A 24,630-nucleotide genomic window follows, 5' to 3' on the forward strand; every position below is an offset into this window, starting at 1 on the left:
AAGAGGTTTTATGCTCATTATCTACCCATCAGGGGGCTGATTAGCCACTGATTTGGTCGAAAGATCCAATTTGTTCAGTGGCTTTTTTTATGGGAGCGACGAAAAACAGTGTTATCTAGCTCGCAGCTTTCGAACTAGCTCTACATACCGCTGAGAACTAGTCACATCCACTTCACTAGCCTTGAACATCTCAAACACCTCCTCAATCCCGTATGACCAATCATTAGCATTCGCAGGCAATATCACTGATAACATATCTAGAGCTTCGTTTGGATGTTTTGCAATTATGTCTTTACTCTGTTTTAACTTATACGCGATCGTGTTGTTTCGATTTATGGTAGTTAAGTACTGTTTTACCACTGGAAACAAGGCACCAAAATGTTCCTCATTTTTTAACAAAATCTCGCACAAAATACTCGACTGTTCAGGACTTCTAGCACTTCGTTGCCTCGGCCAAACGTTTGAGAGCAGGTGGAAAACCTTATCTTTCGAATCTTCATTGCAATGCCACGACAGTACATTACTCAATACTCTAGCTAGGAATGAATTATCAGCATCGTTTAATATTTCTGTAAGCTCATTATCGGTATATACGGGAGTACCTTCAGATAACCCCCACCATCCGCCAACGATCAAACCCGCAATCTTACCACTCCCTCTGAAGTTATCTCGCTGCTTGTATGACAATGCATAGACGGCAATCTCCCTTTTTAAGGCAACGAACAAAGCTTGGGGGGGGACTCTAGTATTGCGAAGTAAACCATCCCAAAATGCATCTTTTGTGTCTTGTTCCACGTTAGCCGAGAACAGAATGTTAAGCAGGTTATCTTTTGTCCAGCTTGGGAAGTTGTGGTAGAAAAAGCCCAACGTTTCAGTAAATCGAACCAACGCAAATCTTTTGGCATTCCCATTCAATCTAAGTAGCCGCTCAGCAAAGCTCTGCCAAGAAAGTCCATCCTCACTCGGCTCAATACTTGAAACCAGCGCATCTGCAAGATGATACGGTGTAGAATTTATGCCCTTGCTAAACCAGTCTAGACGCGTGTTGCTGCTCACTATCCCGCTTCTAGCTAATGACTCATTTTCTTCAAGGCAGGTAATTAAACAGTCAAGAAATTCGACGAATAGATCTCGATTTTTTTCATGCAACTTTTTGCTGTTTCTCTGCAACCAGCTGGTCGCCGCATACGCCACCTGATAATCAAAAGCCGGAGTTTTTGATAAAAGCATCAACCTAGAGGCAACCGATACTAATAAACGACCATTTTCGTGGCTCGCCTTTTCATCATGAAGAAACTTTATCCAAGCCCAAGCGTTGCCTTCTTCATGTTTCAAAGATACAGCCAAAGCTAAAAATGCTCTGATAGGTTTTTCTAAAACCAAACCAGAAAATGGTGCATTCTCAACTAGCCAATTTTCAGTACTTCCGGTGTTTTCTTTTGCAGTTCTGCATATGTCTTTCAGTGGAACATCATTCAATACTGAGTAGTCTTTCGTTGTGCGGACGAAACCCGACTTTGTACTGCCGGATGATGGTTCTTCTCGATACTCCCATTCGGGTATCGTGACATGCAATGCTTTTATTTTGCTTTCAGCTGTCGAACTGAAAACATATCCGCATTTTTTAAGCATATACACAGCTTGTAACGTGACAGAAGACTTACGTTGAGTATCCTGTATTGAAGAACTGTCATACCAGCTTGGCCCTTCTAGTAGTTGACGTTCAAACTCACTTCTTGAATCCTCCTTCCAAGCTGAATATGTGCAGGCTACAGCTTGCAATAGGTCAAACGAGCGACCATTTGAATAAAAGTCGTCGACATCACAGCTATTAACATAGCTTTCAATGAAATCTGTACCTAGCCCTTCAATTTTGACGTAAGCCCAGAAGCGCAGCCGCCTATATAAAGTGCTATCTGTACCCCAAGAGTTAACAATTCGTTTGGTAGCATCAGCATCTTTTCTGGATAGGTCATCAATTAGTGAAAGATAATATTTCACCCAAGGAAGAGCATCTTCAGATTCATAGTGATTTAGGCAATACTCTTCTTGTTCTTCACAAAGCAAGGCTTCAATATACTTGTGATTGTAAATGGATTTCTCCATATCTAGCGCACATGCCAACTCTATCGCGACTTGCATGCTTCGGATTGTTGTTTCTAACCACTCATCCGGAATACGAATTTCTTCATCTGGTATTGGATAGACAATCTGTCTATCCACACATGTAGCAAGGTCTTTTGTGTCCGCACCGAAGTACTCAAGCGGAAGTCCTCTAACGGGACTAACCCTCAAACTCGGCTTGAAAAGCTCCCCAAACTCAATAGCTTTTTCATAGCTCCACCCTGCCTGATTTACCTTGGCCTTAAACTCATACCATCTAGAGTAAGCGTTATCTTCTTGGAATTTTTTCGAATCAAGAAGTTGCTGCCACAAGCAACACAACTCAGGCGTGACGCTGTCAGAACTGGACGAAAGACTCGACTCAATCAGTCTAATTAAGTAGGGGTGAAATGCAGTTTGTGAAGAAGCCCAATATAACGTTGGTCCTTTGTCCAAGTTTCGGCTAACCCACAGGGCCAGATGCCTCATTCGAGGAATAAGCTCTGGAGGCATAGATGCATAGTAACCCCTAAAGATACTTCTACCTTCTAAGCCAAGTAGATGCATATCCACTTGGTTAAGATTGAACGCACTCCATGCATCGGAGGGGATCCTGCTTTGCAAACTGTTTCGATCGTCAGCTGGTAGAGGATCATCGTCTAAACAATACAACTCAAATGGGTCAATATTCCCTTCCATATCCCAATAAGCTGAAGTTGGTTTAGAGTATCGAATAATGGGATCCAAAACACAAAGCCACTCGGGGTTGGCCTGAGCCTCTGAGCTGGTAAGCAATTCAGATCCACTTACTGAAGATATTAAATGTGCCACCTGTCCACGTTGATAGGGTTTTAGGTCTTTGGGGCTTTCCATCATCGACAAGAAAACTTTCTTCTGCCATTCATCGACATTTCTAGCTCTTTCTGCCCACAATTCCAAAGTGTCCCACAGGGCAGAGTGACGATTCTGGCAGGAGTAAACAATCGGTTTAACTCCCCTTTCTGACCATTTAGCAGTAGCTGCACCAACATCATCAGATTGAAAAGCGTATACAGAAGCCCTTTCTCCAAATCCTCTACTCATAGCCTCTAAGAGATAATGGACTGGGGGATCGTCGGCTTGATAGCCTAGAAACACTACAACATAACGTTGCAATACTTCTTTGATGAAATTCGTCGCCCAAGCTTCAGCAAGGTAGGCTCTACCAAAGCTACCACTAGAAAGAATAAATCCATCACCGGATGCTTTTTCGTAGTGTGAATCAACAGCTCCATGCAAGTGTATGACGCCATCCAAAGAAGCAGGACGTGCCGGGTCAGGCAGCCGAGGAGGAACAATAATATCCAAGTCAGGTTTTGCCTGAGTAAACAACGTATCAAAGTTTGTGGTGACTAAGTGAACTCTGTTATCAGGGGTGGTAGCTAAATCTATGATGGTTTGATGTGCGGAAAGATCAACGTTGTCAGCAGGTTTCAGAGCTTTTGCTACTGCTGACTCTATATCTCTCGTGTCAAACTCACGCTCAAGTAGACCAAACACTCGATCAGCAGTAATTAGCCCTGCACACTCTGGAGAACGCTTTCCGAGCTCGTACATTTCTCTCATAGCAATCGAGGCTTCATTGCTGTCAGGTACCCTCAAATCTGAAAGAATTGCTTTTGTGAGCCCAACAAAATCTGCGAGTCCGGCTTTGGCCAAAGACACGCCTGCGCCACAGAAAAACACTACTCGCCCTTCATCACGCGCTATTAAAAGCTCATCTGGAATTAACGGGCCATCCTCTACAAATCTCACACCGCCACCTAACCTAAACATCTGACAGATAATGATATTAACAGAGGACATCAAAAAACGTTAGAGGTGGAAACCCCACAAGCCAACCCTCGGCACCCGTTATCTGCATGCTGGCTGCTGCCCTCCGGCTCTGACCAATTACATACAGTCACGCTGCGAGGAAACCTATGGGGTTTCCATTGTTCAATCAAGCCAAAAATTTCTGGCATGTCGGTTTTTCATCTCTGCCTTTCGGCAGGTTTAGGTTCCAAGAGTGGGTTGCTAACTTCCAGACCTTATCTCAACTGCCTACTCGGCAGTACACAGAGCGCCTGTAAGACGCTCTGCGCTCTTATGTTTCTCAGCTACCTGTGCGGCAGGACACGAATACCTTCTCAGCCTTTTCTATAAACGCAATTTCTCAGCTACCTGTGCGGCAGGACACCGTTATCTAACGGCTATATTTGCCATTGAATCAGTCGATTAGCTCATTCGCGCCAATTAACCTCTTTTTGATGGGCACCCCATAAGTCCATGATTTTATTAGCCATAAATATACCAAGAATAAAAAGGGTTAAATCACAATACGAATATCGGGCACTGTTCCTCTATACGTTTGATTGGTTGCCAGTCCATAGCCATTAAACCCCGCATCAGAAACTTCAGCGACCTTTTCCTTTTGGACATGCAACACAAATCGTTGCTGGGTACTCTGGCTATCCATCAGTATTCGATGAAACATCCCAATCGGCTGATTACTTCCCATCCTTTCAGGGTCAAACTCTTCACCACGCTCAGCAGCTCGCCGCTTGGCTCTCTCAAGCCGTCTTCTTTTCTCGCCCGTAAATAGCTTGGCAATGCCCTGATTTCGGTAAAATCGAACCTCTGCTGTATCTGCAGGCACTGGCTGTACATCAGTGACAGTAAACAACTCTTGAGCAAGCATCATTGTGAAATACTGAGATTGATGAAGCTGACTCAACCGCAGCTGGTTGGAAGAGCAAAACATGATTTGATTGCCGAGACTTTGCTCTGTCCATCTCGGAAACCCTACACCGATACCGCCAATGTGGTGAAAAACTAAGAAGTCATGCAGGGTTGAAATGCATCGCCCCGCCAAAATCTCTTGGCTAGCCTGCTCTGGCAAATAGGTGATCACAAAGTAATAACGCTTCACGCCGACCTCGACTTCTGGAACAAACCGCCTTTAACCAAAATGGCCATTAGGTAGTGGATATCCGAGGGGATCTCATCGCTAGATTTCAAGCCTTCTAACAGTGCTGCTTTTTCATCAACACTCTTCAGTAAACTGTATGCGTCAATCCCACTTGAAGGGATACGGTGAGCAATAAGGTATTCTTTATCGCCTCCGTACTCATGTACCCGCAAACGCTTATCTGCTTCATCTGCCCACCAATCATCAATTAGCTGAATTGCAGCTCCTATTTTCTCAGCATTCAGGCTTGGCCAAATCTGACCATCTCCACTTCTTACCTTTGCGTATTCACGGCCAAGGTTGGAACCGTCTTTAGAGTCGCTGAACAATTGGCTCGGAAAGATTTCTTGCATGAATGAGGCTGAAACGTTCGCTTTAATATCGGCAAACCAAAATGGCTGTTCACCAGACAGGGCCGACGCCAGTTCTCCGGTCAAACCGTTCAATACCTTTTGGGAGTCATCCTGCCAGGGCTCATGCCAATCAAGATGAAGAACATTATCGATTCGGTATTCGTTACCCGCAGAGGTGGCTACAGTTATCGAGAGACCCATGCTTCGCTGATTACGCCAGAGCCATTGACCTAGGAGCAGGTTTTTACAATACCTCCGCGCTAACACTTCATACCCGCCCGCTCTTTGATAAGCAGCAGCTAGACCACGAAGTACTTCAACCACACTTTGACTGTTACAAACGAAAGGGCTCAAAGAGTTTGCTTCAACGCGCAAAGAGAAACGGCAAACGATTTTGTCTACCGTCGGGGGGACGTAACACGATTCTCTGCGAACGGGATTCCCGAAGGCTAAATCTTGAGGTTGCAGATTTTTGGGTGAACCGCTGGGTTGATACGCTTCAGAATAACTGCATTTCTGACCGACAATCGCATCCTGGTCAATGGGCAAAGGCTTCATCGTACCGTCTGCTTCTTCGTAGAAAAACACGCCCTTACTTGGTCTAAGAGAACCTTGATAAGAAAGTTGAGTGCAAAGCTCCATCACTACCCCCTATGCTCTTCGCATTAGAATAGAACTGGTAGCCGTATCCATTTTCCAAAAACAGTTCGCGTTGAAGTATTTCTCACCTTTAAGCCGAATATCTATCGAAGATTTACAATCGCAAAGACCAAGCAGCGGTTCCGCATATGCGTGGGGTGAAGCAACGCTGTTTGGTCGTTCTGTGGGTTCTTCTAGCAGCTGATATCCCACCATAACTGGTTTCAAATCGGAGTTAAGTTCAACGAGTTCGCAAAGGTTTTCGAAAGACTTTGGCGTAGTTGTAGCAGGTATTATCCATCTACCTGTCGCGAGTTGCTGTGAAACATGCTCATGCAGGGATTGAGTTGTTCGCAGTGAACACCAGTTTTTTGACTCGTAAAGCGATGGCGGATGAATAACACCGCCAGCAAAGCGCGATGGAATAGCCGCTTTTATCAAATCAACCAGTTCATCACGGGTTTGAAGAAATGACTCTACCGAATGAATGCGAATAGCCAAGTCCATGAACAAATCGCAATGTGTGGACTCAACGATCCCTGGTCGCTTCAAATGATCACTTCGCTTTCTCTCTAATGTTGGGCTTGGCAGTTTCAATCCAGATACGGTCGAAGATTCCCGAACATGCCATGCCACACTGTCGAACGCGAATTCACAGCCCAACAGGGCTTTCAGCTTCCTCTCAAAAGCATGAACAAAACCCCATAGAGCCGTTAAGGATGGAATACCGACTAAATAGGGGTTCGCTAAAGAAAGCGCATCAAACACTCGAAGGTTCTCTAAGTGGATAACCTCTAACTTGGTATCTCTTGGTCGACACTGATCATTGCCAAGCGTATCCAGTATCCACCGAAGTTGATTCCGTACCGGCTCTAACAGTTTGGGGTGGTAAGCATATTCAGTTTTCCGATAGCCAGCGTCTTGCAATGTTGCATGAAAACGCTGATTAACCAGTTTTAGAAGCTTTGAATTATCTGCCAAGGGTTCAGTGAGAAGCGCACGCTCAGTCTCTCGAATAGCAGGAAGAGTATCCTCACCTTCTCGAAGGCTATCTCTCCATTCCATTATCGGCGCCAACCACCCCGCAATACCTCTTCTTAGCTGACGAAGTAATGAGACGCGACGTCTACGGCGTCTGCGAAGCATAGGCTCTTCGTCAAGAAGTATAAGGTTGCTCAAAACGCCAATGAATCGTTCATTCAGCAATATCCATGAGTTAAAAGCTGATTTATCTGACTCAACTCGGCGTATTCGACTTTGATTCAAGCTTACGTGGTTTCGCCAGACAATGTTCAACGGATAGTTCAAAACAGATACGCCCCCTCCCCTAGACGCGGCAAAATCCCCAACGCTGGCAGAGTGGCTGTGGTCTATCTGTCGAAAATGCCCCAATCTTTGTGTTCGGAGTTGCTGGATTTTGGCCAGAACAGCACAGGAAACAACAGGTGTTATTGCCAAATAGTCGTTCAACCAAGGAAAACGGACTTGCTTGGAGTAATCGCTTACAGCCGAAGGGAAATGATCAGTATTCATGGCTTGTTCTAGCTTTAGCCGCCATTCATCAAACTTAGTTTTAGTCAGGCTAAGCTCACGAAAAGCTCTTTGCCAAGCATCACTGTTTTTAATAACGCATTCAGCCAAACACGTCGACCTGCCCTCCCAGATAAATCCTGAGCAAAACAGCTTGGCCTTGTTCACCTGAGAGGAGTTATGAGACCACCCTAATCTGCGCTCGCAGTTTGCTGAACCCAACGCTCCCGTAATCAAGGGTAAGTCACCACACAGAATCCTTTGGGCCTGAACCCGTGTATCTGGGTATTTCAGATTGTGAGTGTGCAGCCACCGTACTTCTTCAAGGCAAGAATCTATGTGGGCTTCATCTTTCAAAATTTCTTTTGCTGATTTTCGAGAGGTTAACGATTCAACTTCATCTCTTTTCAACGTCAGGTTAAGCAAAATAATTAGCGTTTGAGTCTCTTCACCAGTTACATCAACCAATTCAGAATAAGCAGCAAACGCCTTGCGAAGCGCAATGTCGGGTTCTTCATCTTCCAGTACATCTCTTAGCGTTTTCATCATCACCACGCAGGAAGATAAACATCGCTAGAAACGTCGGTCTGCATTCGAGCTACTCCCAACTCAATGACATTGCGAAGTCGAAATGCAGGCTTGTGAGGTGGGATTGTTGTTTGCTTATGAGGTCGGTAAGTCAGTTTTAAAAAACCTTCTTGATAGAGTCTCTCAACCTGCTCATAGCTGGTTGAAAGCAACGACGCCGTTTCCGAAAGCGTTAAAAGGACATCGCCAACATTCGCTGTTTTGGATTTAGGATGACTAAGAACCAGATGAGATAGATACGTCAGTAGCTCACGCAATACGAAATTCTGCGACAAATCTTTTGAAGGCAACCTTGACGAGTGCAGCAATACATCACCAAAGACCTTTCTAAACGGAGTGTGGTTGTATTCGATGTAGCGCGACGCTTCCCAAGTCGCCAGCCTTCTATCCATCGCTTTATGAAAAGACTCAGGCCATTTCTTGAAGAATCCGATAGCACCGCTCAGGCCTTCCACCTTGATTGCATCACCCTCAAGGTTTCCAACGAACTCCAAGTGATACCACAGAAGCGCACCAAATCTCGTCGATTGATTGCACTGCCCGAGTGCTACTGTATCAAAATCAACCGTATCGCCAACGGCTAAGCAACTTAGCAGAACTCCTACAGGGTCAGCCTTTTGAGTCGGCGCATTCTTTAGGGCAAAACCGCACTCGCATTCTGTAATGCTTTCGCTCGTTAGGTAGTCGATCACAGACCCACAACTAGGGCATGTATCGATCAAGCTCAAATGATGCTTGTGGCAAGCTGTATAAGGGGAGAAATGCCAAACCTGGGGGATATGCTCCGATTCTTTTAAACACTCTGGACATATCGGTACACCAGCCTTTCGAACAAAGCACAAAGGAATGTGTGTGCCTTGCCTAAACACGGAGGCGTGAGCGAAGCAAAAGCGAGTCGAGGAACCCAACAAGGCAAGCTGCAACAGGGGTAGTTCTGTATCAGCAAGCCGATCGATTAACCGGAGAGCGCGAACGCGAAACCCACTGCTTTGTGCAGCGTGGTATACATTCACCGTCTTGAACTGGAGTGGGAACGCCCCAAATGCCTCTTCGTCGTGCTCATACAGCCAGTCTTTAACAGCCACACTAAGCAATTGATAAGACTCAAAGTAGTTAGCTTGGCTTATTCGAAGAAGGTAGCTTTCAAGGGATTCGTTAGAAAACGACTCCACTGCCTCTAAGAAACCTTTCATTGCCCCACCATAAACTAAGAGTAACTTAGTTTATGGTGGGGTATATTTTTGAAAAAATTTGGACTATTTTTGAGACAAAAAAGCCACCTTCAAAAATGGTGGCTTTCTAGGAAAACAAAAAGTCATTTTACGGGTGAGTCAAGATTTACCCAGCCTGCTTTTGTTTTTCATTTTTTGGAATATGCACTAACTCCGGATTGTCCCTGACCTCGCTCTCAACCCATTGTAGGAGGTCTTCATACTCAAACCGGATCTTCTTGATCTTGCCGTTCGCAGTTCTCTTGCGAGACGAAACTCTAATTTGAACATCTGACATAATCAACGTGTCTCCTCGGCTGCTACATCCGCTGATAGTTTGCTTATAGCTTTAGATGCAATGTAAGAAAACATTCCCAAAGCATGCTGATTGAATTCTGTCTCATACAATTCGTTAGGAACAGCGGTCAAACCATCGTACAAAAAATAATCACTAAAATCAATTGCCAGCACTGCCTTTGCCTTTACACCGCTGAAATAAACCTTCTTAAAATCAATGTTATGGACTCTTTCAGGAGCGTGTTTATCAGGTTCGTCAAGAGGAACGATCTCATGAGCAATTAAGTCTGCAATACTAAAGATAGGTATTGCGACTATTATTTTCAAGTCGGTCTTAACCAATGCTTGTCGGTTGGGATTCATCCTAACCGAGCTTTTGATTTTTCTACTGAGAGACCTTTTTTTCGTGTGTATCAACCTGTTGTGTTCAGGCAAGTAGATTAAGGGAATACCTTCACTTAAACTAACCCCTGCAACACCTTCCATGAAGTCAAATTCCAAATGTCGGTCTAGATCTTGACTCATGTTGTGGTGATAAATGATTTTGCTAATATCTAAGGTATGGTCGACTGTTGCAATTAAACAAGCTCTCGGACTATCTATTTTACCCAGCGTTGCATTTTCAAGAGTTTTTGTAACTCTTTTGTCCATTAAAAAATGTCGATAAAGCCTAACAAAAAAGCCACTAATGTCAGAAAGCCACTTTTCAGCATTTCCGTCTGGAAAAATAGAATAGTTGTCAATCAAACCATAAAGAGTCTGGCGAAATGAAGTATCATATAATTCACTCACCTGCTTCGGGTTCAAACCAAATGAAAATGTGCCAACTTTACCCGTATTGATTCTTATTATATTCAAGCCTTTAACGCTTATGTTCTCTATAGCACTAGCTCCCCAAAGAGCAGTAATCGCCATGTTTTTCATATACGTTATTGGATTATCAACGTCTTTCCTTATTTTTATCTCAGGTGAGAGCTTTATTCCTAGCGTATGTTTTAACTCATCAAAAAGAAGGTGTTTTCTATAGCTCCACGCGGGGAAATTGCTCAGCATACCACCGTCAACAAATTGATACACCTCTTTATCTATGGTTATTTTTTTGCATTTAAAAAACAAAGGAATACAAATACTAGCAATAACACCATCAATTAACGGGAGATCCTTTGTTTTTGGATTGTCATGCGAAAATATTGTAATTTCTTTAGTTCCTATATCTGAAGATATAAGCTTCAAATCACAGCCAGACATCTGATATAACTTTTCAAAAGTTATAGACTTAGCATCTAACTTTCCACCGCTACCAACAACCACAGGAGAACTTGAAATTATATCACTCAACCATTTTTCGACACCAGAAGTTGGAATTAGACCGAACCCCCAAAACAATATCGTCGCAGGTAAAATAAGCGGAAATACAATCAAAGCTGCACTAGATATAACTACAGAACCTAATACGGCTCGAAAAAAAACTTTAACCTTTGGATGCCTCTTTATCTTTTTGCTCAAATTAAAAAAAGACAAAGAAAGAACAAAAGTTAGAAAAAAAGTGAGAACAGAATACGCAAAATAGCCAATGGGAATAAATAGCAAAAAACTGCCATAACCGATCAGTATAGTTAAAATTATTTTGGCAATAACCCAAATTTTTGAAAGAAAGTCGGGAAATATTACATCTTTCAAGTCTTGAGGTAGTTTACCTTTTCCTTTTACAGGATCGTATAGCTCATCAGCTGAGTAGCCCAAAGCCACAAGGCAGGCAATAATTGCGCCCGCTGATGTACCAGCAACCTTATCAATTTTTAAACCATAACTTTCAATTGCTTTCAAGGCTCCTATGTGAGCTATACCTTTAGCTCCTCCACCTTCAAATACCACATTACAACGCATTTCTACTCTTTATACTTAGCTTTTTCAAATTGAAATTCGATGAAATCTAACACACAACCGAAATTAAATGGAACAAATATTACGGAGATATAGACTACTACAGCCTTCGATTATTTTATCTACGACCAATGCGGCATAAATCAACAACTCTCTTGGTTATTTATCAACCTAGCCAACAATTCACTTTTTTCTTCGCGGTTTAACTTTGACGCTATCAATATGACTTCACTCAGAAGTTCATCATCACAATACAAATACGCAACAGGCACGCCTAGCTCATCAGCAAGTCTCTTGGCTGTTTGGTAGTCTGGCGCGTGCTTGCCTTTTTCGTACTGATTGAGGCGCGCACTGGCTGTATTGGGATCCATACCGAGATTTATGCCTAACTGTTGTTGAGTCAAACCTGCTGCTTTACGCGCAGCACGCAGTCTAGTTGGGAAAGGTGATTCCATAAATCTTCAGCTACTTAAGATAAGTAACTAAGATTTTCTTAGTATCACGCAAACAAATGTACTAAGGAATACTTAGCTTTTAAAGTCTCTAGCTAACCCTTTTTCTTTAAAAGCTCTTTTAGTGGAATGTTTTCGCTGAACACGCGGTTAGTTAGTGCCTCATCATTACCCATGGCTCTAGGGTTGTAGCCTGAGTAGTGTTCTATTTCAGATAACTTCATCTCATTAAGAGAGAGGTCAAAAGGGTTTCGTCGTTGAGGATTCAGCTTGGTGAACGAATGGTAGAGCCTTTGCACATCAAACTCTCGTTCATCTTCCAACACAGCATCTTTCACAGCATCATTAATCAAATGCCTCAGAGCTCTCAGCTCGCCTCTGCTTGCTGCAAAGAGGCTAATTGACGTCTTCTTGTCTTCAAGTTTTGGCGGCCTATCAAAAGGCATTTTTTTAGCCAAGCCTTTTAGGAATTGAACAAAGTGAACGGGGTCTTCCGAGAGTTTGAAGTATGGGATAGAGCGGCGCGTGACCAATCTTGACGACCATTGGGGTTCTTCTGCAATCATCTCAGCCCAAGGCATACCGACAAGAACAATAGGAACGCCAGCTTCTTCTGATATGTACTTCAGACGATTGGCAATCGCCTGTCTTTTCTCAGCTGACTTGTACTCAATAAGCTCCTGAAACTCATTGATGATAATGAGCTCAACCTGCTTTTTTCGAAGTAGTTCGACAAGCGAGTATGTGAGGCTGGAATCAGTCGTGATTCTCGATCTGCCTCGGGTCGTCGTACCGAATTGGCCAAGATCCTTTAAGAGCTGCAGAACCGTTTCTTCAAGGCTTAGCTTGCTGGGGATCCTGCTTACAAGAATGGGAGAGGAATCAAATCTGTCTTTTGGTTCAGACTGCTCTCGGCTTTGATAGTACCGAATGAGATGCGACTTACCACAGCCTGTGTCCCCCGTCAGTAACATGCATTGTTGGTCGCCACCGAGCAATCGGTTCTGCCTGAGTCTGTCAAAATCACCCATAATTTCAGTCAACAGCGGGTATTCGACAAAGCAGTTCAAAAACGCTTTGAGCTTGATACTTTGCTCTTCCGTCATTGCTTTCACTAGTAGCCATCCAAGTTGCTGATCATATCTTCCCAATCGTCGAGTAGGTCTTTATCTCCTTCATCCTTGGCACCTTTCTTTGCGGCCTGTGAAGGTAAAGCAACGGTTGAATTTCCCCCCTGTTCTACACCAGAAAATTCTGCCAACTTCCTCTGCCCTCTTTTCCGTTTCTTCTTATTCGCTAATAATCCAAACTCTTCCTGATCTTGCAGCACACGTTGGTGGATGGCCTGCCGAGCCTTCGCCAAGCTCAACACATCGATACTCCCTTCAATAAACTTATGATGTGCATTTGAAAGCACTTGGTGGTGGTGCCAAGAAAGGTTCTTTGTATATCCAATAGGGTCTTCGCAAGGGACTTCTAAGTAGCCTTCTAACTCTTCTAGATAAACGAATATTCTGGAGATGTCATCGGGGTCAATTTTCACCAACTTCTTACGGCGACTTTCAGTTTGGGGATAGCGTTTTCGATACTCTGACAGCTCAGGGGAGTCATACCTCAAATGCTTAATTTTGAAACCAAGCCTGGTCAATGTCGGTTGCCACTTCACCCCCATTACCACGGTGAGTTTGTCGATATCTTCCTTTGACATGGCCAGCGGCGGATAATCTTCATATCCTTGCTGCCACAGCTTTGCAGGTATGCGAGACTTTCTGGAATCAGCGTCTTGATGGTACACATCCACTATCCAGCGATGGAATAGTTCTATGAAGGTAGAGAAACGGATCACTGCATCCTTTTCTGGGCTGTACTCCTCTTTTTCCAACACGTTAGAGAAGGTTTTACCTGGGAAGGGATCCAAAAACCTCTTATTGATAGTTCCGAATAGTCGCTCGATGAATGGTTTGAGCCATGGCTTTCTCACGGGATTAAACTGAATGTTAATTCCTGACTCCAAGCATGCTTGTTCTAAGCTCTCGCTCCAAAACTCTGCCCCATTATCTACGACTAGCGTCTCGATTTTTCCGCTACACGGCCAGTCATGTTGGAAGTCGCTGACAATACTATGAAGGTAATCCTTGGGCTTAGTGGCGTGAATAATCGCTTTACTCACTGAGTCATAGCTTGGTGCTCTGTAGCCAAGATGAAAGCCGACAATACAAGAACTGAACACATCAACGAGTAACGTTAAGTAAGGGCGACCGAGAGGGACAAGAAGTTCATCATCAATCAAAATGAGATCGAGTGGCGTGTGGTCAATTTCGACCTTTTCTAGAATACGTGTTGGCGGCTTGTGTGTACTGAAATGTCCATACCACTGATCTGCCATGAATTTGCCATGCCTTGCGACAGCAACTTGATAGGGAGGAAGTTGCTTAATGCGTTTTTTGAAGCCCGAATAGGACAGTGGCTTTATAACACCCTCAACAACCCTTTCATTGCTAAGTAATATTTGATCTTTGTAATAAACATGAGCGGTTTTAATCGAACATCTTTTTGTGGTTAAGAATAGCTCCAACGCATCATGAAAAAATGCACCATCATCTGCGTTTTTTAGTTCATAGTTGCCTTTACGGTGATGTTTCGGAACCAGTGATGTGATTTTCCCTCCCGATATCTCGAAGCTCTTCCACCAATTGCGAACTGTCCAGCTTGAAGGCGGGCTTGATTCTTTTGCATCTTCAAAGTGTTGCTTAATGAGCGGGTCAAGGTTTTTAGGTGTCCAGCCACCATTGAGTTTTTTATTGATAAAGGCAAGTAGTCGAAAGCGTTTGATGGCTTCTTCTTTCAGGTGTGCAGGATAGCTATCAAGATCTCTTTCTATCAGCTTTTGTGGTTCTTTGGATGGGGAACTATTTGGTCTATTTTCCGAACTCGATGACGGCGAAAATTCATTGTTGAACAGTGGAAAGCTATCGTCGTCATCGCTAGAGTTCATGCTCCAACCCACACCACACTGTGCATGCCAAATTTCTCTTTATTCAATTCTGCCTGCAATTGCCCACGTGAAATTAACGCCAGGGCGTTGGCTTTTAACTCTCCGCTAGAGACATGAATCCGTTGTGATAAGTCATTGATGGAAACTAACCCACTTGCTCTCACCACTTTGAGCAACTGCATCTGGATAGCATTTACCCCAACGATACCTGTATAGCGGTGCAATAACTTCAGATTGTATAGGACTGGATTAACTCTGATTTGGTTATCGGTCACCAATGACAGAGGACACCCCAAAGATTTTGCCACTTCCATTTTGCCGACAAACTTCCGACGAAAATCATCCCCGTCAATTTTGCTGGCAGGCTTTATCTCCAGAAATGCCTCACGTCCGTCTTCATAGCTAACCCGAAAATCTGGCGTATAAGGCAGCTTTTTACCTTCAAATTGATAGTAAAAGCCTTCTGGCTGAGCCTCGAAATACACAATTTCTTTGCAATATTCGAGGTGAAAGCAAGTATCGAACTCTAATGATGATTCAACGGTAAGAACGGTATTGTTCTTTAAGCTGGAGAATTTAAAGAGGTTTTTTACGCGAGAGTGCTTTAGATTGCGACGATACATGGGCGTTTACCGCATGTTGTTTTGTTACAAATAAATGTAGTTGTGCAATCTTATGGTGTCAATTTGCAAGCTTGTGGTGCTAATTTGCAAACTTATGGTGTCAGAAACAAAAACGCTAGATGGGTGGAAGCCTCCCCAGCCACATCCCGGCACACACGTCCCAAGCGCGGGCTGCTTCCTTCCGGATCTGACCCAGTTCACAAGTTAGTGTTGCGGGAGGACCAAGGAGGCCTCCATAGATTTGATACACCTAAAGTTTCTTGAGAAAGAAACCGTTGGTTCGAGCGCATTATGTGGGATGGCCGCGACCAATGCAAGGGGTTATCGGGGTTTCGCTTATCAAGTGGTGAGATTTTACCCGCCTACTCTTCTTCATTTTCTGTATTGATCAAATAATCTCCAAGCCAAGCAATGGTGAGAGACAGTAGCCACGCTACAAATACCGGGTTAGGTACGCTGAATTCAGGGATCACCACGATGGTCGCAAACGCAATGGCAGGAAGAATCACACTCAGTTTATCGCCGCGTGAGTCACCACCAATGCGCTGCAGTTCTTGCAGGGTTAACGCCAATACGCTGCCACAGAAGGCCAGCAACGCAGCTTGCGACCAGCCACCAGCAAAAAGGACAACAATCAGAACCGCTGGCCACCAGCTCACTTGAACGGGCTTCCAGAAATAAACAGATACCCACACCAAAATCACACACAGTATCTGCATTAAGGTGTAGCTCATCGCCCCACCGAGCTTTTGGTCGCTTTGCAGTGCTAACAAGCCGCACTCCATCGCTATGATCACGGAGATCACAAGCACAGACACTTGCCAGTTACGCTTAACGCCGGTGATCAGTACCAGTGCGGGCAAAATCATCCAAAGGCTGAGCGATATAGAGATGGGCTGATCCGGTGTTACCGCACCAAAGCCAACCAGACTCAACGCGAGAATCCATACAGCAATACCACCGCGCGCAAAGAAAAGCGCAGGAATAGCGAAGGCAATTAACGGGATGTTGCCATCAGCAATCGCTAGTGAAAGTGCCGCTCCCACTACCATCACTGCTGACGTTATCATGAGCATTGTCGAATACCACATAGCCACACCTCCTTGCGCTTCTATGTCGACCTTTTTGTTCTACAAGCGTGTGGTTTTCTTTAAGGCTTATGCCCTTTCTTTATCTTTGTTCGTACACACTTGGTATGATTGTTCTTACGTAAATTTAGCTCAATCAATGTAATGACTACTTTCAATATGCCTAATTTTGATCTGCAAATCTATGCCGTGCTGGCGCAGATTCCTCAAGGAAAAGTAACAACTTACGGCGACGTCGCAAAAATGGCGGGCTACCCTCGGCATGCGCGTCATGTGGGAAAATTATTAGGCGCATTACCCAAAGATAGTCGCCTGCCTTGGTTTAGAGTGGTGAACGCGAAAGGGATGATTTCTCTGACGGGAGCGAGATTCACGGTACAACGTGAAAAACTGTTGGATGACGGTATCGAGGTAAAAGAAAACGGCACCATTTCTTTGCGCCGTTTCCGTTGGGATGGAGAGCCTGCTTAGCGTTGTACGCTAACGACTTGTATTCTGACATTTGCCGTATGATCAGGGTCAGTGATCACGTTATACGCCGTATCACTGATAAACATGAGCTCCCCATCTACTTCAATTTTTGCGCTCACACTGTAGGTGTGATTTGGCTTAATTTCTGAAGGAGAGTAGCTGAGGTTAAACGGTAAAGGCACCTGTTGGCCTTCCGTAATGTATGATTGGCTACTGATCACATCCATCGGTGCATCAGCCAAGGATACGTCTGCCAGTGTTACCGTTAGCTTTGCGTTGTCTGGCAATGCGATGCGCTGAAGGTAATAAACATCCCCGATAATATTTGCCATGTCCCTATCTTCCATGAAGCTACTGCATGCAGTGAATGCGAGCAGCGACAGTGCCGCAAAAAAACCAAAAAACACCTTCTTCATGGTACTGAGCTCCAACGTCTAAGCTGTATAGAGAAAACTAACAATAGTGTAACAGGATTGAATAAAAACCCGCATCCAATTTATGGGTTTAAGATCACAGGTTTTCACACTGACACACTCTAGCTCTGGTATATTAACCTCTAGATTCCAAATAATTTATGGATAAATTGAGAGGAATATGTCATTTCTTTGTCAATTTATGCAAAGTGCGTGTATCAGAGGGTTTATGAGCACAAAACTTGAAGAGTTGCTAACACTACTCAAGCTAGAACAAATTGAAGAAGGCATTTACCGCGGCCAGAGTGAAAACTTGGGCTTACCTCAAGTATACGGCGGTCAAGTCATTGGTCAGGCGCTTTCTGCAGCCAAAGGAACGGTCAGTGGCGACCGTTTCGTGCATTCCTTTCACAGTTATTTTCTAAGACCCGGCGATCCAGAAAAACCGATCGTTTACGACGTTGAAAACCTGCGTGATGGCAACAGTTTCAGCACGCGACGTGTTAAAGCCATTCAGTACGGTCAACCTATTTTCTACCTCACGGCCTCTTACCACAAAAACGAGCCTGGCTTTGAGCACCAGTCAGCCATGCCGCAAGTGGCAGGCCCTGATGGATTGATGTCAGAAAAGCAATTGGTCGACAGTATTGCACAGCATCTTCCTAAAAAGCTCATTGAAACCTTCGGTGGTGAACGTCCGATTGAAGTGCGTCCAGTCAATATCATTAACCCACTTCAACCTCAAAAAGCAGAAGCGAAGCAATACCTTTGGATCCGCGCTAACGGCAAAATGAGTGACGATCTTCGCGTGCATCAATACTTGCTGGCTTACGCGTCAGACTGGGGCTTTTTAACCACCGCATTGCAACCGCACGGCGTGACAGTGATGACGCCAAAACTGAAAGTCGCCACCATTGACCATGCGATGTGGTTCCACCGCGAATTCCGTATGGACGAGTGGCTGCTGTTTGCTATCGATAGCCCTTCCGCTCACGGTTCTCGTGGTCTCGTTCGCGGTGAAATATTCAATCAACGCGGTGAGCTTGTTGCTTCGGCCGTTCAAGAAGGTTTGATGCGTCAGAGCAAAAAATCCTAGTAAAAAAGGCCAGCGACATCGCTGGCCTTTTTTCTGCTAGGCCGACTTAGAAGTCGTAACGAACACCCGCTTGCAGCTGATCATCTTTGCCTTTTAAGCCTTCGAATTTGTAACCCACGTACGTACGGAAGTGACCATTAAACTTGTAAACCGCTTCTGCAGCGAAGTTGTTCGCTTCTTCAGTGTTCGTGTTGTCGAACTCACCGAAGTTGTATACCGCCACCAATTTCAGTTCTTTGGTCGCCTTGTATTGCGCTGCTAGTTCGTAACCCGTGTAGTCTTGCTTGCTCTTTGAACCCGTGGTGAACAGCGCACCCAGCGTAATGCCGCCTTGCGCGAATTGTGCAACAACGTTGATTTGGTCGTCAGTTTCGGTGCCTGCATCTTGTGCAACGTAACCCGCGCCCAGACTTACAGAACCCATACCGTACATGGCTGAGATGCCGTAGCTGTCTGCATCTTTTTCGTCTGCTGCAATGTAGTTAGCCTGAATAGACAGGGCATCAAACTCGCCCGCGTAAAGGAAATTGTTGTCGCGCTTGTCTTTGTTGCCTGACACTAAATCCGCAGCGTCGCCACCAAAGGTCGCCATGACATCAGTCACATTCGTCAATTGAACTTGCGCAGAGTCTTGCTTACCGTAAGAAAACTCACCGACTGTTGTACCAACACCTGCGAAGATGTAGCGGTTTTTCAGGCTGTCATCACCTGAAAACTCCGCTTCATACTTACCAAAGCCGTAAAGGTCATCTGAAAGTGCCGTCTTTCCTTTCAAATTAACGCGTGCACGAGATTTGTCTTCAAACGTGCTGTTGCTGTCACTTTCATTACCATCAGACACATTAAAACGCGCTTCAGCACGGCCCCCCACTTTCAAAACAGTGCCTTCACTGTCGTAAACCGTTGCTGCATTTGCTGGAAGTGAAGTCAGAGCGACAAGTATTGCGGACGTTAACACTGCGATTTTCATTTTTTACTACCTTATTGTATTTGAGGGGCTTTCCTGCCCAATAAAGAAAAAGCGGGGCTAAAGGTAGAAGAGAAAAATGACGATTGGGTTTCTATCCCGTGACGTTTTGGTTCAACGAAAATGACGAAACGATGACGAAGGATCGGGTTCTCATTTCACTGAAAATGTGAGGTTTTTTACGCATTATTGCGTTCGAGAGATATCACTTAAAATGTGCTGTCGGAAATATTCAATACAGCCCAAGAGCCTTGGATTAAGCTACAGAAAAACCGCTTACAAGGATGCTGACATGATTTTTCGATACACCATTTTATACGTCGAAGACGTGGCAAGAACCCTGTCGTTTTATGAAGAAGCGTTTGGTTTAACGCGGGGCTTTTTACATGAAAGTGGCGACTATGGTGAGCTTATCACCGGCGAAACCAAGTTGGCTTTTTCATCCATGACGCTGATGAAAGAACTGGGTAAAAACCCAAAACCTCTGGATGCCTCCTCGTCAAGTTTTGAAATCGCCTTTGAAACCGATGACGTAAAAGCCAAATTGGCAAAGGCCATAGACGCGGGTGCAGTCTTGGTTCAAGACGTCGAACACATGCCGTGGGGGCAAACCACCGCTTATGTTCGCGATATCAATGGCACGCTGGTTGAAATTTGTACCCCAGTTACCCCGTAGCCGTTGACCAGTAACAGAAGCGAAAAGACACCCATGACTCAAAAGCCAGGAGCAGTGAGTTGACTTAAAAGATCATGGCGACCTTTTAGCACTGTGGGAGTGACGCCAAACCAACGTTTAATTTCTCGAGTGAGATGAGCCTGATCGGCATACCCTTCATCAAAGGCAATATCGCAAAGTGGCTTTCCTTCACCAATGGAAAGTGCGCTTTGTCGTGCCCGTGCCAATTGCAGCCAAAACACAGGTGAGGTCCCTGTTTCACGAGATAAACAACGCTGAAGTGTCCGTTCACTCACTCCCAAAGTCGAGGCCAGTGACGAGGTTTTCCCTTGGTGAATACGGGTTTGAGCGAGAATTTCCGCCACATTGGGGCAAAGGTGAGTAAATACGGCAATTTTATCTGCAATATCATTAGGTGACTCACGAATGGCCGAAAGAAGGCCCGCCTCGTTTATGGATGTTCCCGGCGCAAACCGAAACCCCATCATGACAACGCCCGGCCTCATTTCAACCTGAATGGTATTCGCATATAGCGGCGAGACATGCACAGCCCTTCCCTCGCCTTCTTCCGTGACAATGACATCCCGACAGCCATCCGGCACCACACTCAGTGTGGCAAGCTCTGTGACTGATGAGTGCCAAATATCAATGACGGTATCGGGATTCACCATACTGTCCTCTGCCGTTATCCAGCCTGATGGCTATTTGCCGCTATACACTTTGCTCCGCTTCGGCACACGCATGCTCAATTTCTTTGAGGTGCGCACGGGTTTGTTGAAGCTGATACATCTGCCAGTATCGTCCCTTTTTCGCCAGCAAGCCCTGATGGTCGCCTTGCTCTTCAACATCACCATGATGAAGCACCATGATGTGGTCTGCGTCCGCGATAGTCGACAAACGGTGCGCAATTACCACAATGGTCATGGACTGACGCAGCACTGCCAAGGCTTTTTGGACACGCTCTTCCGTCCCTGAATCAATGTTGGCGGTTGCCTCATCCAAAATCAGAATTTTTGGCTTTTCGACCAAGACGCGTGCCAACGCAAGAAGTTGCTTTTGTCCCGCTGACAAGGTGATTTCTCCCACGCCGATTGGCGTGTCTAACTGTTGGGGTAGTTGCTGTACATACTCCAACAAATCAACCTGCTCTAGGGCTTTCCAGACTTGTTCATCGGTCACTTGTCGTCCTAAGGTCACGTTCTCACGAAAGGAATCGGACAAGACATGAGGGTCTTGTTGCACCATGGCGATCCCTGAACGTAACGCGCGTTGGGAAAACGTCGACAATGGTCGCCCGCCCAGCGCGATTTCCCCTTGTTGAACGGGGTAGAACCCCATTAGCAATGAAGCCAGCGTACTTTTTCCGCTACCTGTATGCCCAACCAACGCAAGGAACTCACCTTCTTTGACAGAGACGTTGATGTTATTCAGCACCTGTGTTTTTCCATCATAGCTAAAGTGAAGATCGGTAATCGCGATGTCGCCCGAATCTAATAATCGGTCATCATCACCATACTCTTGCGCTTTCGCATCCATGAGCTCGAACAGACGCTCCCCCGCCATTATCGCTTGTTGAAGCAATGACAAACGCTGCATCAATTCAATCAATGGCTCTGTCACGCGTCCGAGATAGCTGATAAACGCATAGAGCACACCCACGCCAATCACGTCGCTGCCCGTCCAACCGAAAATGGCTGCTAATGAAATGAGTGCGATACCGGACAATAAGTCGATAAGCGGACGCAGGAAAATGCCGTTAATCTTGACGATCTTCACTTCGGTCGTGTAGTGCTGATCCGTCAAAGAGGCGAAACGTTCAGAGAATCGCTGCTCTTGCCCCATCAACTGAATCAGACTCATGCCTTGGATAGATTCGCTCATGACCGAGTTGATGTCTGTCAGCAAATCCCGTGAATCACGATACGCTGGGGATGAGCGTCGCTGGTAGTAGTACATCACGAGAACAACGGTTGGGATCAGAATGGCAACCACAATGGTCAGTTGTGGGCTCAACAAATACATGGCCGTCAACATCGCCACGATCAGGGCACTGGCTTGTAAGAAGCTCGCCACTACCTGCACATACAGCTCTTTGAGTGATTCCGTATCATTGGTGACGCGTGAGACCAATTTCCCCGCAGGCACATAATCAAACGCCGACAACGGCTGACTGATGATACTGGCATACACCTTTTTACGAATAGTCTGCACGATATCAATCGCGATACGGCTAAAGCGTATCCCATAGGCATAGTGCAGCATGCCAGACAAAACGGTGACGGCAATATAACCAACGGCAAGTGCCCAGAGCATGGTGGCGGGGTAATGATCTTTGGCAACGTAATCATCGAGAAAAATACGGATCAACCAAGGTCCACTGACGTCAGCCACCACAGCACACAAAAGAAACACCGCCGCGATGGCAAACGAAGCTTTATCCGCCAACAAATACCGCAGCAGGCGTTTTAGGGTTTCACGTTTACTCATTACGCCTCCTCCAATGCTTGTTCAAGTTGTTGGTAACGTTGCATTTCCGCATACCAGCCGTTCGCGTTGATGAGCTCTTTGTGGCGACCCCTTTCTTCGATATGGCCTTTTTGCAAAACGATAATTTCGTCAGCGGATTCAAGCGCAGAGAGTCGGTGCGCTATCACGACCGTGGTTTGGTGCTGCGCTCTGTCATGTAAATTCTTCAAGATGTGGTGTTCAGTGCGCCCATCTACGGCGGAGAGCGCATCATCCAGCACTAGAATTTCCGCATCCAAAAGCAATGCCCGCGCAATCGAGATACGCTGCTTTTGTCCACCGGATAAGGTAATGCCTTTCTCACCCACCAAGGTGTCATAACCTTCTCTAAATTGGATAATGTCTTCATCAATACAGGCGAGCTCCGCCGCAGCACGGATCTCCTCTCGCGTTGCATCTGGCTTACCTAGTGCAATGTTGTCTGCAATGCTTCTCGAAAACAGAAATGGCGTTTGAGTCACTACAGCCATTTTGCCGCGCCAATCTCCGAGTTTGAACGCGCGAAGGTCGATATCGCCGTACTGCAAACGCCCCTGAACAGGGTCTTCAAACCTCAACATCAACGAAAGAAGGGTGGTTTTCCCGCTCCCCACAGGGCCGGCAATACCAAGCATTTTACCCGGCGGTAAACTGACTGAAATGTCTCGTAACGCAGGTTGTTCGTGACCGCGCCAAGTGAATTGATCAACGTTGATAGAGAGCGTTTCTTTGGTGTCTGGCAGACTTGCGTCACCGTCCACCAAGTCCGGTGCGGTGTCCAAGATTTCTTTGATACGCTTCCACGCCGCAGAACCACGTTCAATGATGTTAAACAACCAGGCCACCGCCAGCATTGGCCAAATCATCAACCCCTGATACAACGTAAAAGCGGTTAATTCTCCTAAGGTCATCATGCCGTTGGCCACCATGTAACCACCACCACTGATAGAGCAGAAAAACGAGGCTCCGATAGTGATATAGATAACCGGATCAAACATGGCATCCACTTTTGCAACTTCCATGTTCTTTTCGCCCGTATCATCTGCCACAGCATTAAAGCGGTCGATTTGCTGCGATTCCAAACCAAACGCGCGGATCATACGAATGCCATTCAGAGACGATTGAGTTTCGTCTGACAACGAGGAAAACGCCGCTTGAGAAGCCGTAAAGCGATGGTGCAGTTGTTCGCCAAATCGATTGACGAGAATCGCCATCACGGGCATTGGGGCCAGTGCTAACAAGGTTAGCTCCCAACTCATGAGGGTGGTCATCACGATAAGAACCGCAAGGCCGGTGATCAGCGAGTCCGCTAATGTGAGAACGCCCTCGCCTGCTGTCATCACAACGGCTTTGACGTCATTGGTAGAGCGCGCCATCAAATCACCCGTTCGGTAACGATCGAAAAACGGGGGCGCGTGCGTGGTGAAATGGCGGTAGAGCTTATCGCGAAGAACTGTGCCCAACTCGGCGGCGGCACCAAAGAGCCAGATACGCCAGATAATGCGAAGAAGGTAGACGAAGCCCCACAGCAAAACGAGTGCGCCTAAGATCATAAGCATCTGGTTACGATGAATATCACCCGCGATGACGCCATCCACCAGCCAACCAATCGCTTTAGGTGGGATCAGCTCAAAGCCGGCGACAAAGAAAAAGATAATGATCGCACCAAGATAGCGTTTCCACGCCATCTTAAAAAACCAACCTAGCTCTAGAAATATGCGCATCCATCCTCCCGTGCGCGATAACCTTA

19 protein-coding genes and 2 other RNA genes are annotated in these 24,630 nt (G+C 45.6%); 3 read left to right on the top strand and 18 right to left on the bottom strand.

The window, feature by feature from the left end; genetic code table 11:
* Positions 1 to 111: 111 nt before the first annotated feature.
* The 13 genes from LRP49_RS09160 to LRP49_RS09220 all read right to left on the bottom strand — a co-directional run bounded on the left by LRP49_RS09160 (position 112) and on the right by LRP49_RS09220 (position 16,755).
* The gene (locus LRP49_RS09160) at positions 112 to 3,897 is read right to left on the bottom strand and encodes an SIR2 family protein (protein WP_274141781.1); all 3,786 of its coding nucleotides are present in this window, start codon (positions 3,895 to 3,897) and stop codon (positions 112 to 114) included.
* A gap of 73 nt (positions 3,898 to 3,970) precedes the next feature.
* Positions 3,971 to 4,067: signal recognition particle sRNA small type (gene ffs / locus LRP49_RS09165), an RNA gene on the bottom strand.
* Positions 4,068 to 4,450: 383 nt separating this feature from the next.
* On the bottom strand, positions 4,451 to 5,053 hold the full coding sequence (cas6f, locus tag LRP49_RS09170; RefSeq protein ID WP_274141782.1) for a type I-F CRISPR-associated endoribonuclease Cas6/Csy4: 603 nt from the start codon (positions 5,051 to 5,053) through the stop codon (positions 4,451 to 4,453).
* The gene (gene csy3 / locus LRP49_RS09175) at positions 5,050 to 6,087 is read right to left on the bottom strand and encodes a type I-F CRISPR-associated protein Csy3 (RefSeq protein WP_274141783.1); all 1,038 of its coding nucleotides are present in this window, start codon (positions 6,085 to 6,087) and stop codon (positions 5,050 to 5,052) included. The genes cas6f and csy3 overlap by 4 nt, the downstream gene beginning before the upstream one ends.
* 9 nt (positions 6,088 to 6,096) lie before the next feature.
* Positions 6,097 to 8,160 (bottom strand): type I-F CRISPR-associated protein Csy2, encoded by a 2,064-nt coding sequence (locus tag LRP49_RS09180; RefSeq protein ID WP_274141784.1) that lies wholly within the window; start codon positions 8,158 to 8,160, stop codon positions 6,097 to 6,099.
* Positions 8,161 to 8,162: 2 nt separating this feature from the next.
* Positions 8,163 to 9,395: a TniQ family protein gene (locus LRP49_RS09185; RefSeq protein ID WP_274141786.1), complete on the bottom strand. Its 1,233-nt coding sequence runs from the start codon at positions 9,393 to 9,395 to the stop codon at positions 8,163 to 8,165.
* A gap of 318 nt (positions 9,396 to 9,713) precedes the next feature.
* Positions 9,714 to 11,597 carry a patatin-like phospholipase family protein gene (locus LRP49_RS09190; protein ID WP_274141788.1) on the bottom strand — a complete coding sequence of 628 codons (1,884 nt, stop codon included), beginning with the start codon at positions 11,595 to 11,597 and terminating at the stop codon, positions 9,714 to 9,716.
* Between the two features lie 140 nt (positions 11,598 to 11,737).
* Complete coding sequence (locus tag LRP49_RS09195) at positions 11,738 to 12,049, bottom strand: helix-turn-helix domain-containing protein (RefSeq protein ID WP_274141790.1); 312 nt, start codon at positions 12,047 to 12,049, stop codon at positions 11,738 to 11,740.
* 92 nt (positions 12,050 to 12,141) lie between these two features.
* Positions 12,142 to 13,152 carry a TniB family NTP-binding protein gene (locus LRP49_RS09200; protein WP_274141942.1) on the bottom strand — a complete coding sequence of 337 codons (1,011 nt, stop codon included), beginning with the start codon at positions 13,150 to 13,152 and terminating at the stop codon, positions 12,142 to 12,144.
* Between the two features lie 8 nt (positions 13,153 to 13,160).
* Positions 13,161 to 15,041: a Mu transposase C-terminal domain-containing protein gene (locus LRP49_RS09205; RefSeq protein ID WP_274141792.1), complete on the bottom strand. Its 1,881-nt coding sequence runs from the start codon at positions 15,039 to 15,041 to the stop codon at positions 13,161 to 13,163.
* The gene (locus tag LRP49_RS09210) at positions 15,038 to 15,664 is read right to left on the bottom strand and encodes a Tn7 transposase TnsA N-terminal domain-containing protein (protein ID WP_274141794.1); all 627 of its coding nucleotides are present in this window, start codon (positions 15,662 to 15,664) and stop codon (positions 15,038 to 15,040) included. Before LRP49_RS09210 ends, LRP49_RS09205 begins: the two co-directional genes overlap by 4 nt.
* A 130-nt stretch (positions 15,665 to 15,794) precedes the next feature.
* Positions 15,795 to 15,891: signal recognition particle sRNA small type (gene ffs, locus LRP49_RS09215), an RNA gene on the bottom strand.
* A gap of 135 nt (positions 15,892 to 16,026) precedes the next feature.
* Complete coding sequence (locus LRP49_RS09220) at positions 16,027 to 16,755, bottom strand: VP0952 family biofilm-associated protein (RefSeq protein ID WP_274141796.1); 729 nt, start codon at positions 16,753 to 16,755, stop codon at positions 16,027 to 16,029.
* Between the two features lie 156 nt (positions 16,756 to 16,911).
* Here LRP49_RS09220 and LRP49_RS09225 point away from each other — a divergent pair, with 156 nt between their 5' ends.
* Positions 16,912 to 17,223 carry an MGMT family protein gene (locus LRP49_RS09225; protein ID WP_274141797.1) on the top strand — a complete coding sequence of 104 codons (312 nt, stop codon included), beginning with the start codon at positions 16,912 to 16,914 and terminating at the stop codon, positions 17,221 to 17,223.
* Here the strand turns inward: LRP49_RS09225 and LRP49_RS09230 are convergent.
* The gene (locus tag LRP49_RS09230) at positions 17,220 to 17,639 is read right to left on the bottom strand and encodes a YbaY family lipoprotein (protein WP_274141799.1); all 420 of its coding nucleotides are present in this window, start codon (positions 17,637 to 17,639) and stop codon (positions 17,220 to 17,222) included. The two genes, LRP49_RS09225 and LRP49_RS09230, sit on opposite strands and share 4 nt — an antisense overlap.
* 226 nt (positions 17,640 to 17,865) lie before the next feature.
* Between LRP49_RS09230 and tesB the strand changes: the two genes are divergently transcribed.
* The gene (gene tesB, locus LRP49_RS09235; protein ID WP_274141800.1) at positions 17,866 to 18,732 is read left to right on the top strand and encodes an acyl-CoA thioesterase II; all 867 of its coding nucleotides are present in this window, start codon (positions 17,866 to 17,868) and stop codon (positions 18,730 to 18,732) included.
* A gap of 46 nt (positions 18,733 to 18,778) precedes the next feature.
* Here the strand turns inward: tesB and LRP49_RS09240 are convergent, their stop codons facing one another.
* Positions 18,779 to 19,702: a porin gene (locus tag LRP49_RS09240; RefSeq protein WP_274141801.1), complete on the bottom strand. Its 924-nt coding sequence runs from the start codon at positions 19,700 to 19,702 to the stop codon at positions 18,779 to 18,781.
* Between the two features lie 289 nt (positions 19,703 to 19,991).
* Here LRP49_RS09240 and LRP49_RS09245 point away from each other — a divergent pair, with 289 nt between their 5' ends.
* Positions 19,992 to 20,375, top strand: coding sequence for a VOC family protein (locus LRP49_RS09245; protein ID WP_274141803.1), 384 nt, complete (start codon positions 19,992 to 19,994; stop codon positions 20,373 to 20,375).
* 38 nt (positions 20,376 to 20,413) lie between these two features.
* Here the strand turns inward: LRP49_RS09245 and LRP49_RS09250 are convergent, their stop codons facing one another.
* From LRP49_RS09250 to LRP49_RS09260, 3 genes are read right to left on the bottom strand one after another with little or no spacing between them, the layout of a single operon-like run.
* Entirely contained in the window at positions 20,414 to 21,046 is a 633-nt protein-coding gene (locus tag LRP49_RS09250; RefSeq protein WP_274141805.1) for a helix-turn-helix domain-containing protein, read from the bottom strand.
* A gap of 40 nt (positions 21,047 to 21,086) precedes the next feature.
* Entirely contained in the window at positions 21,087 to 22,862 is a 1,776-nt protein-coding gene (locus tag LRP49_RS09255; protein WP_274141806.1) for an ABC transporter transmembrane domain-containing protein, read from the bottom strand.
* Positions 22,862 to 24,604: an ABC transporter transmembrane domain-containing protein gene (locus tag LRP49_RS09260; RefSeq protein ID WP_274141808.1), complete on the bottom strand. Its 1,743-nt coding sequence runs from the start codon at positions 24,602 to 24,604 to the stop codon at positions 22,862 to 22,864. Before LRP49_RS09260 ends, LRP49_RS09255 begins: the two co-directional genes overlap by 1 nt.
* Positions 24,605 to 24,630: the final 26 nt, after the last annotated feature.

The sequence above is a fragment of the Enterovibrio qingdaonensis genome (assembly GCF_028683135.1).
GTDB lineage: Bacteria > Pseudomonadota > Gammaproteobacteria > Enterobacterales > Vibrionaceae > Enterovibrio > Enterovibrio qingdaonensis.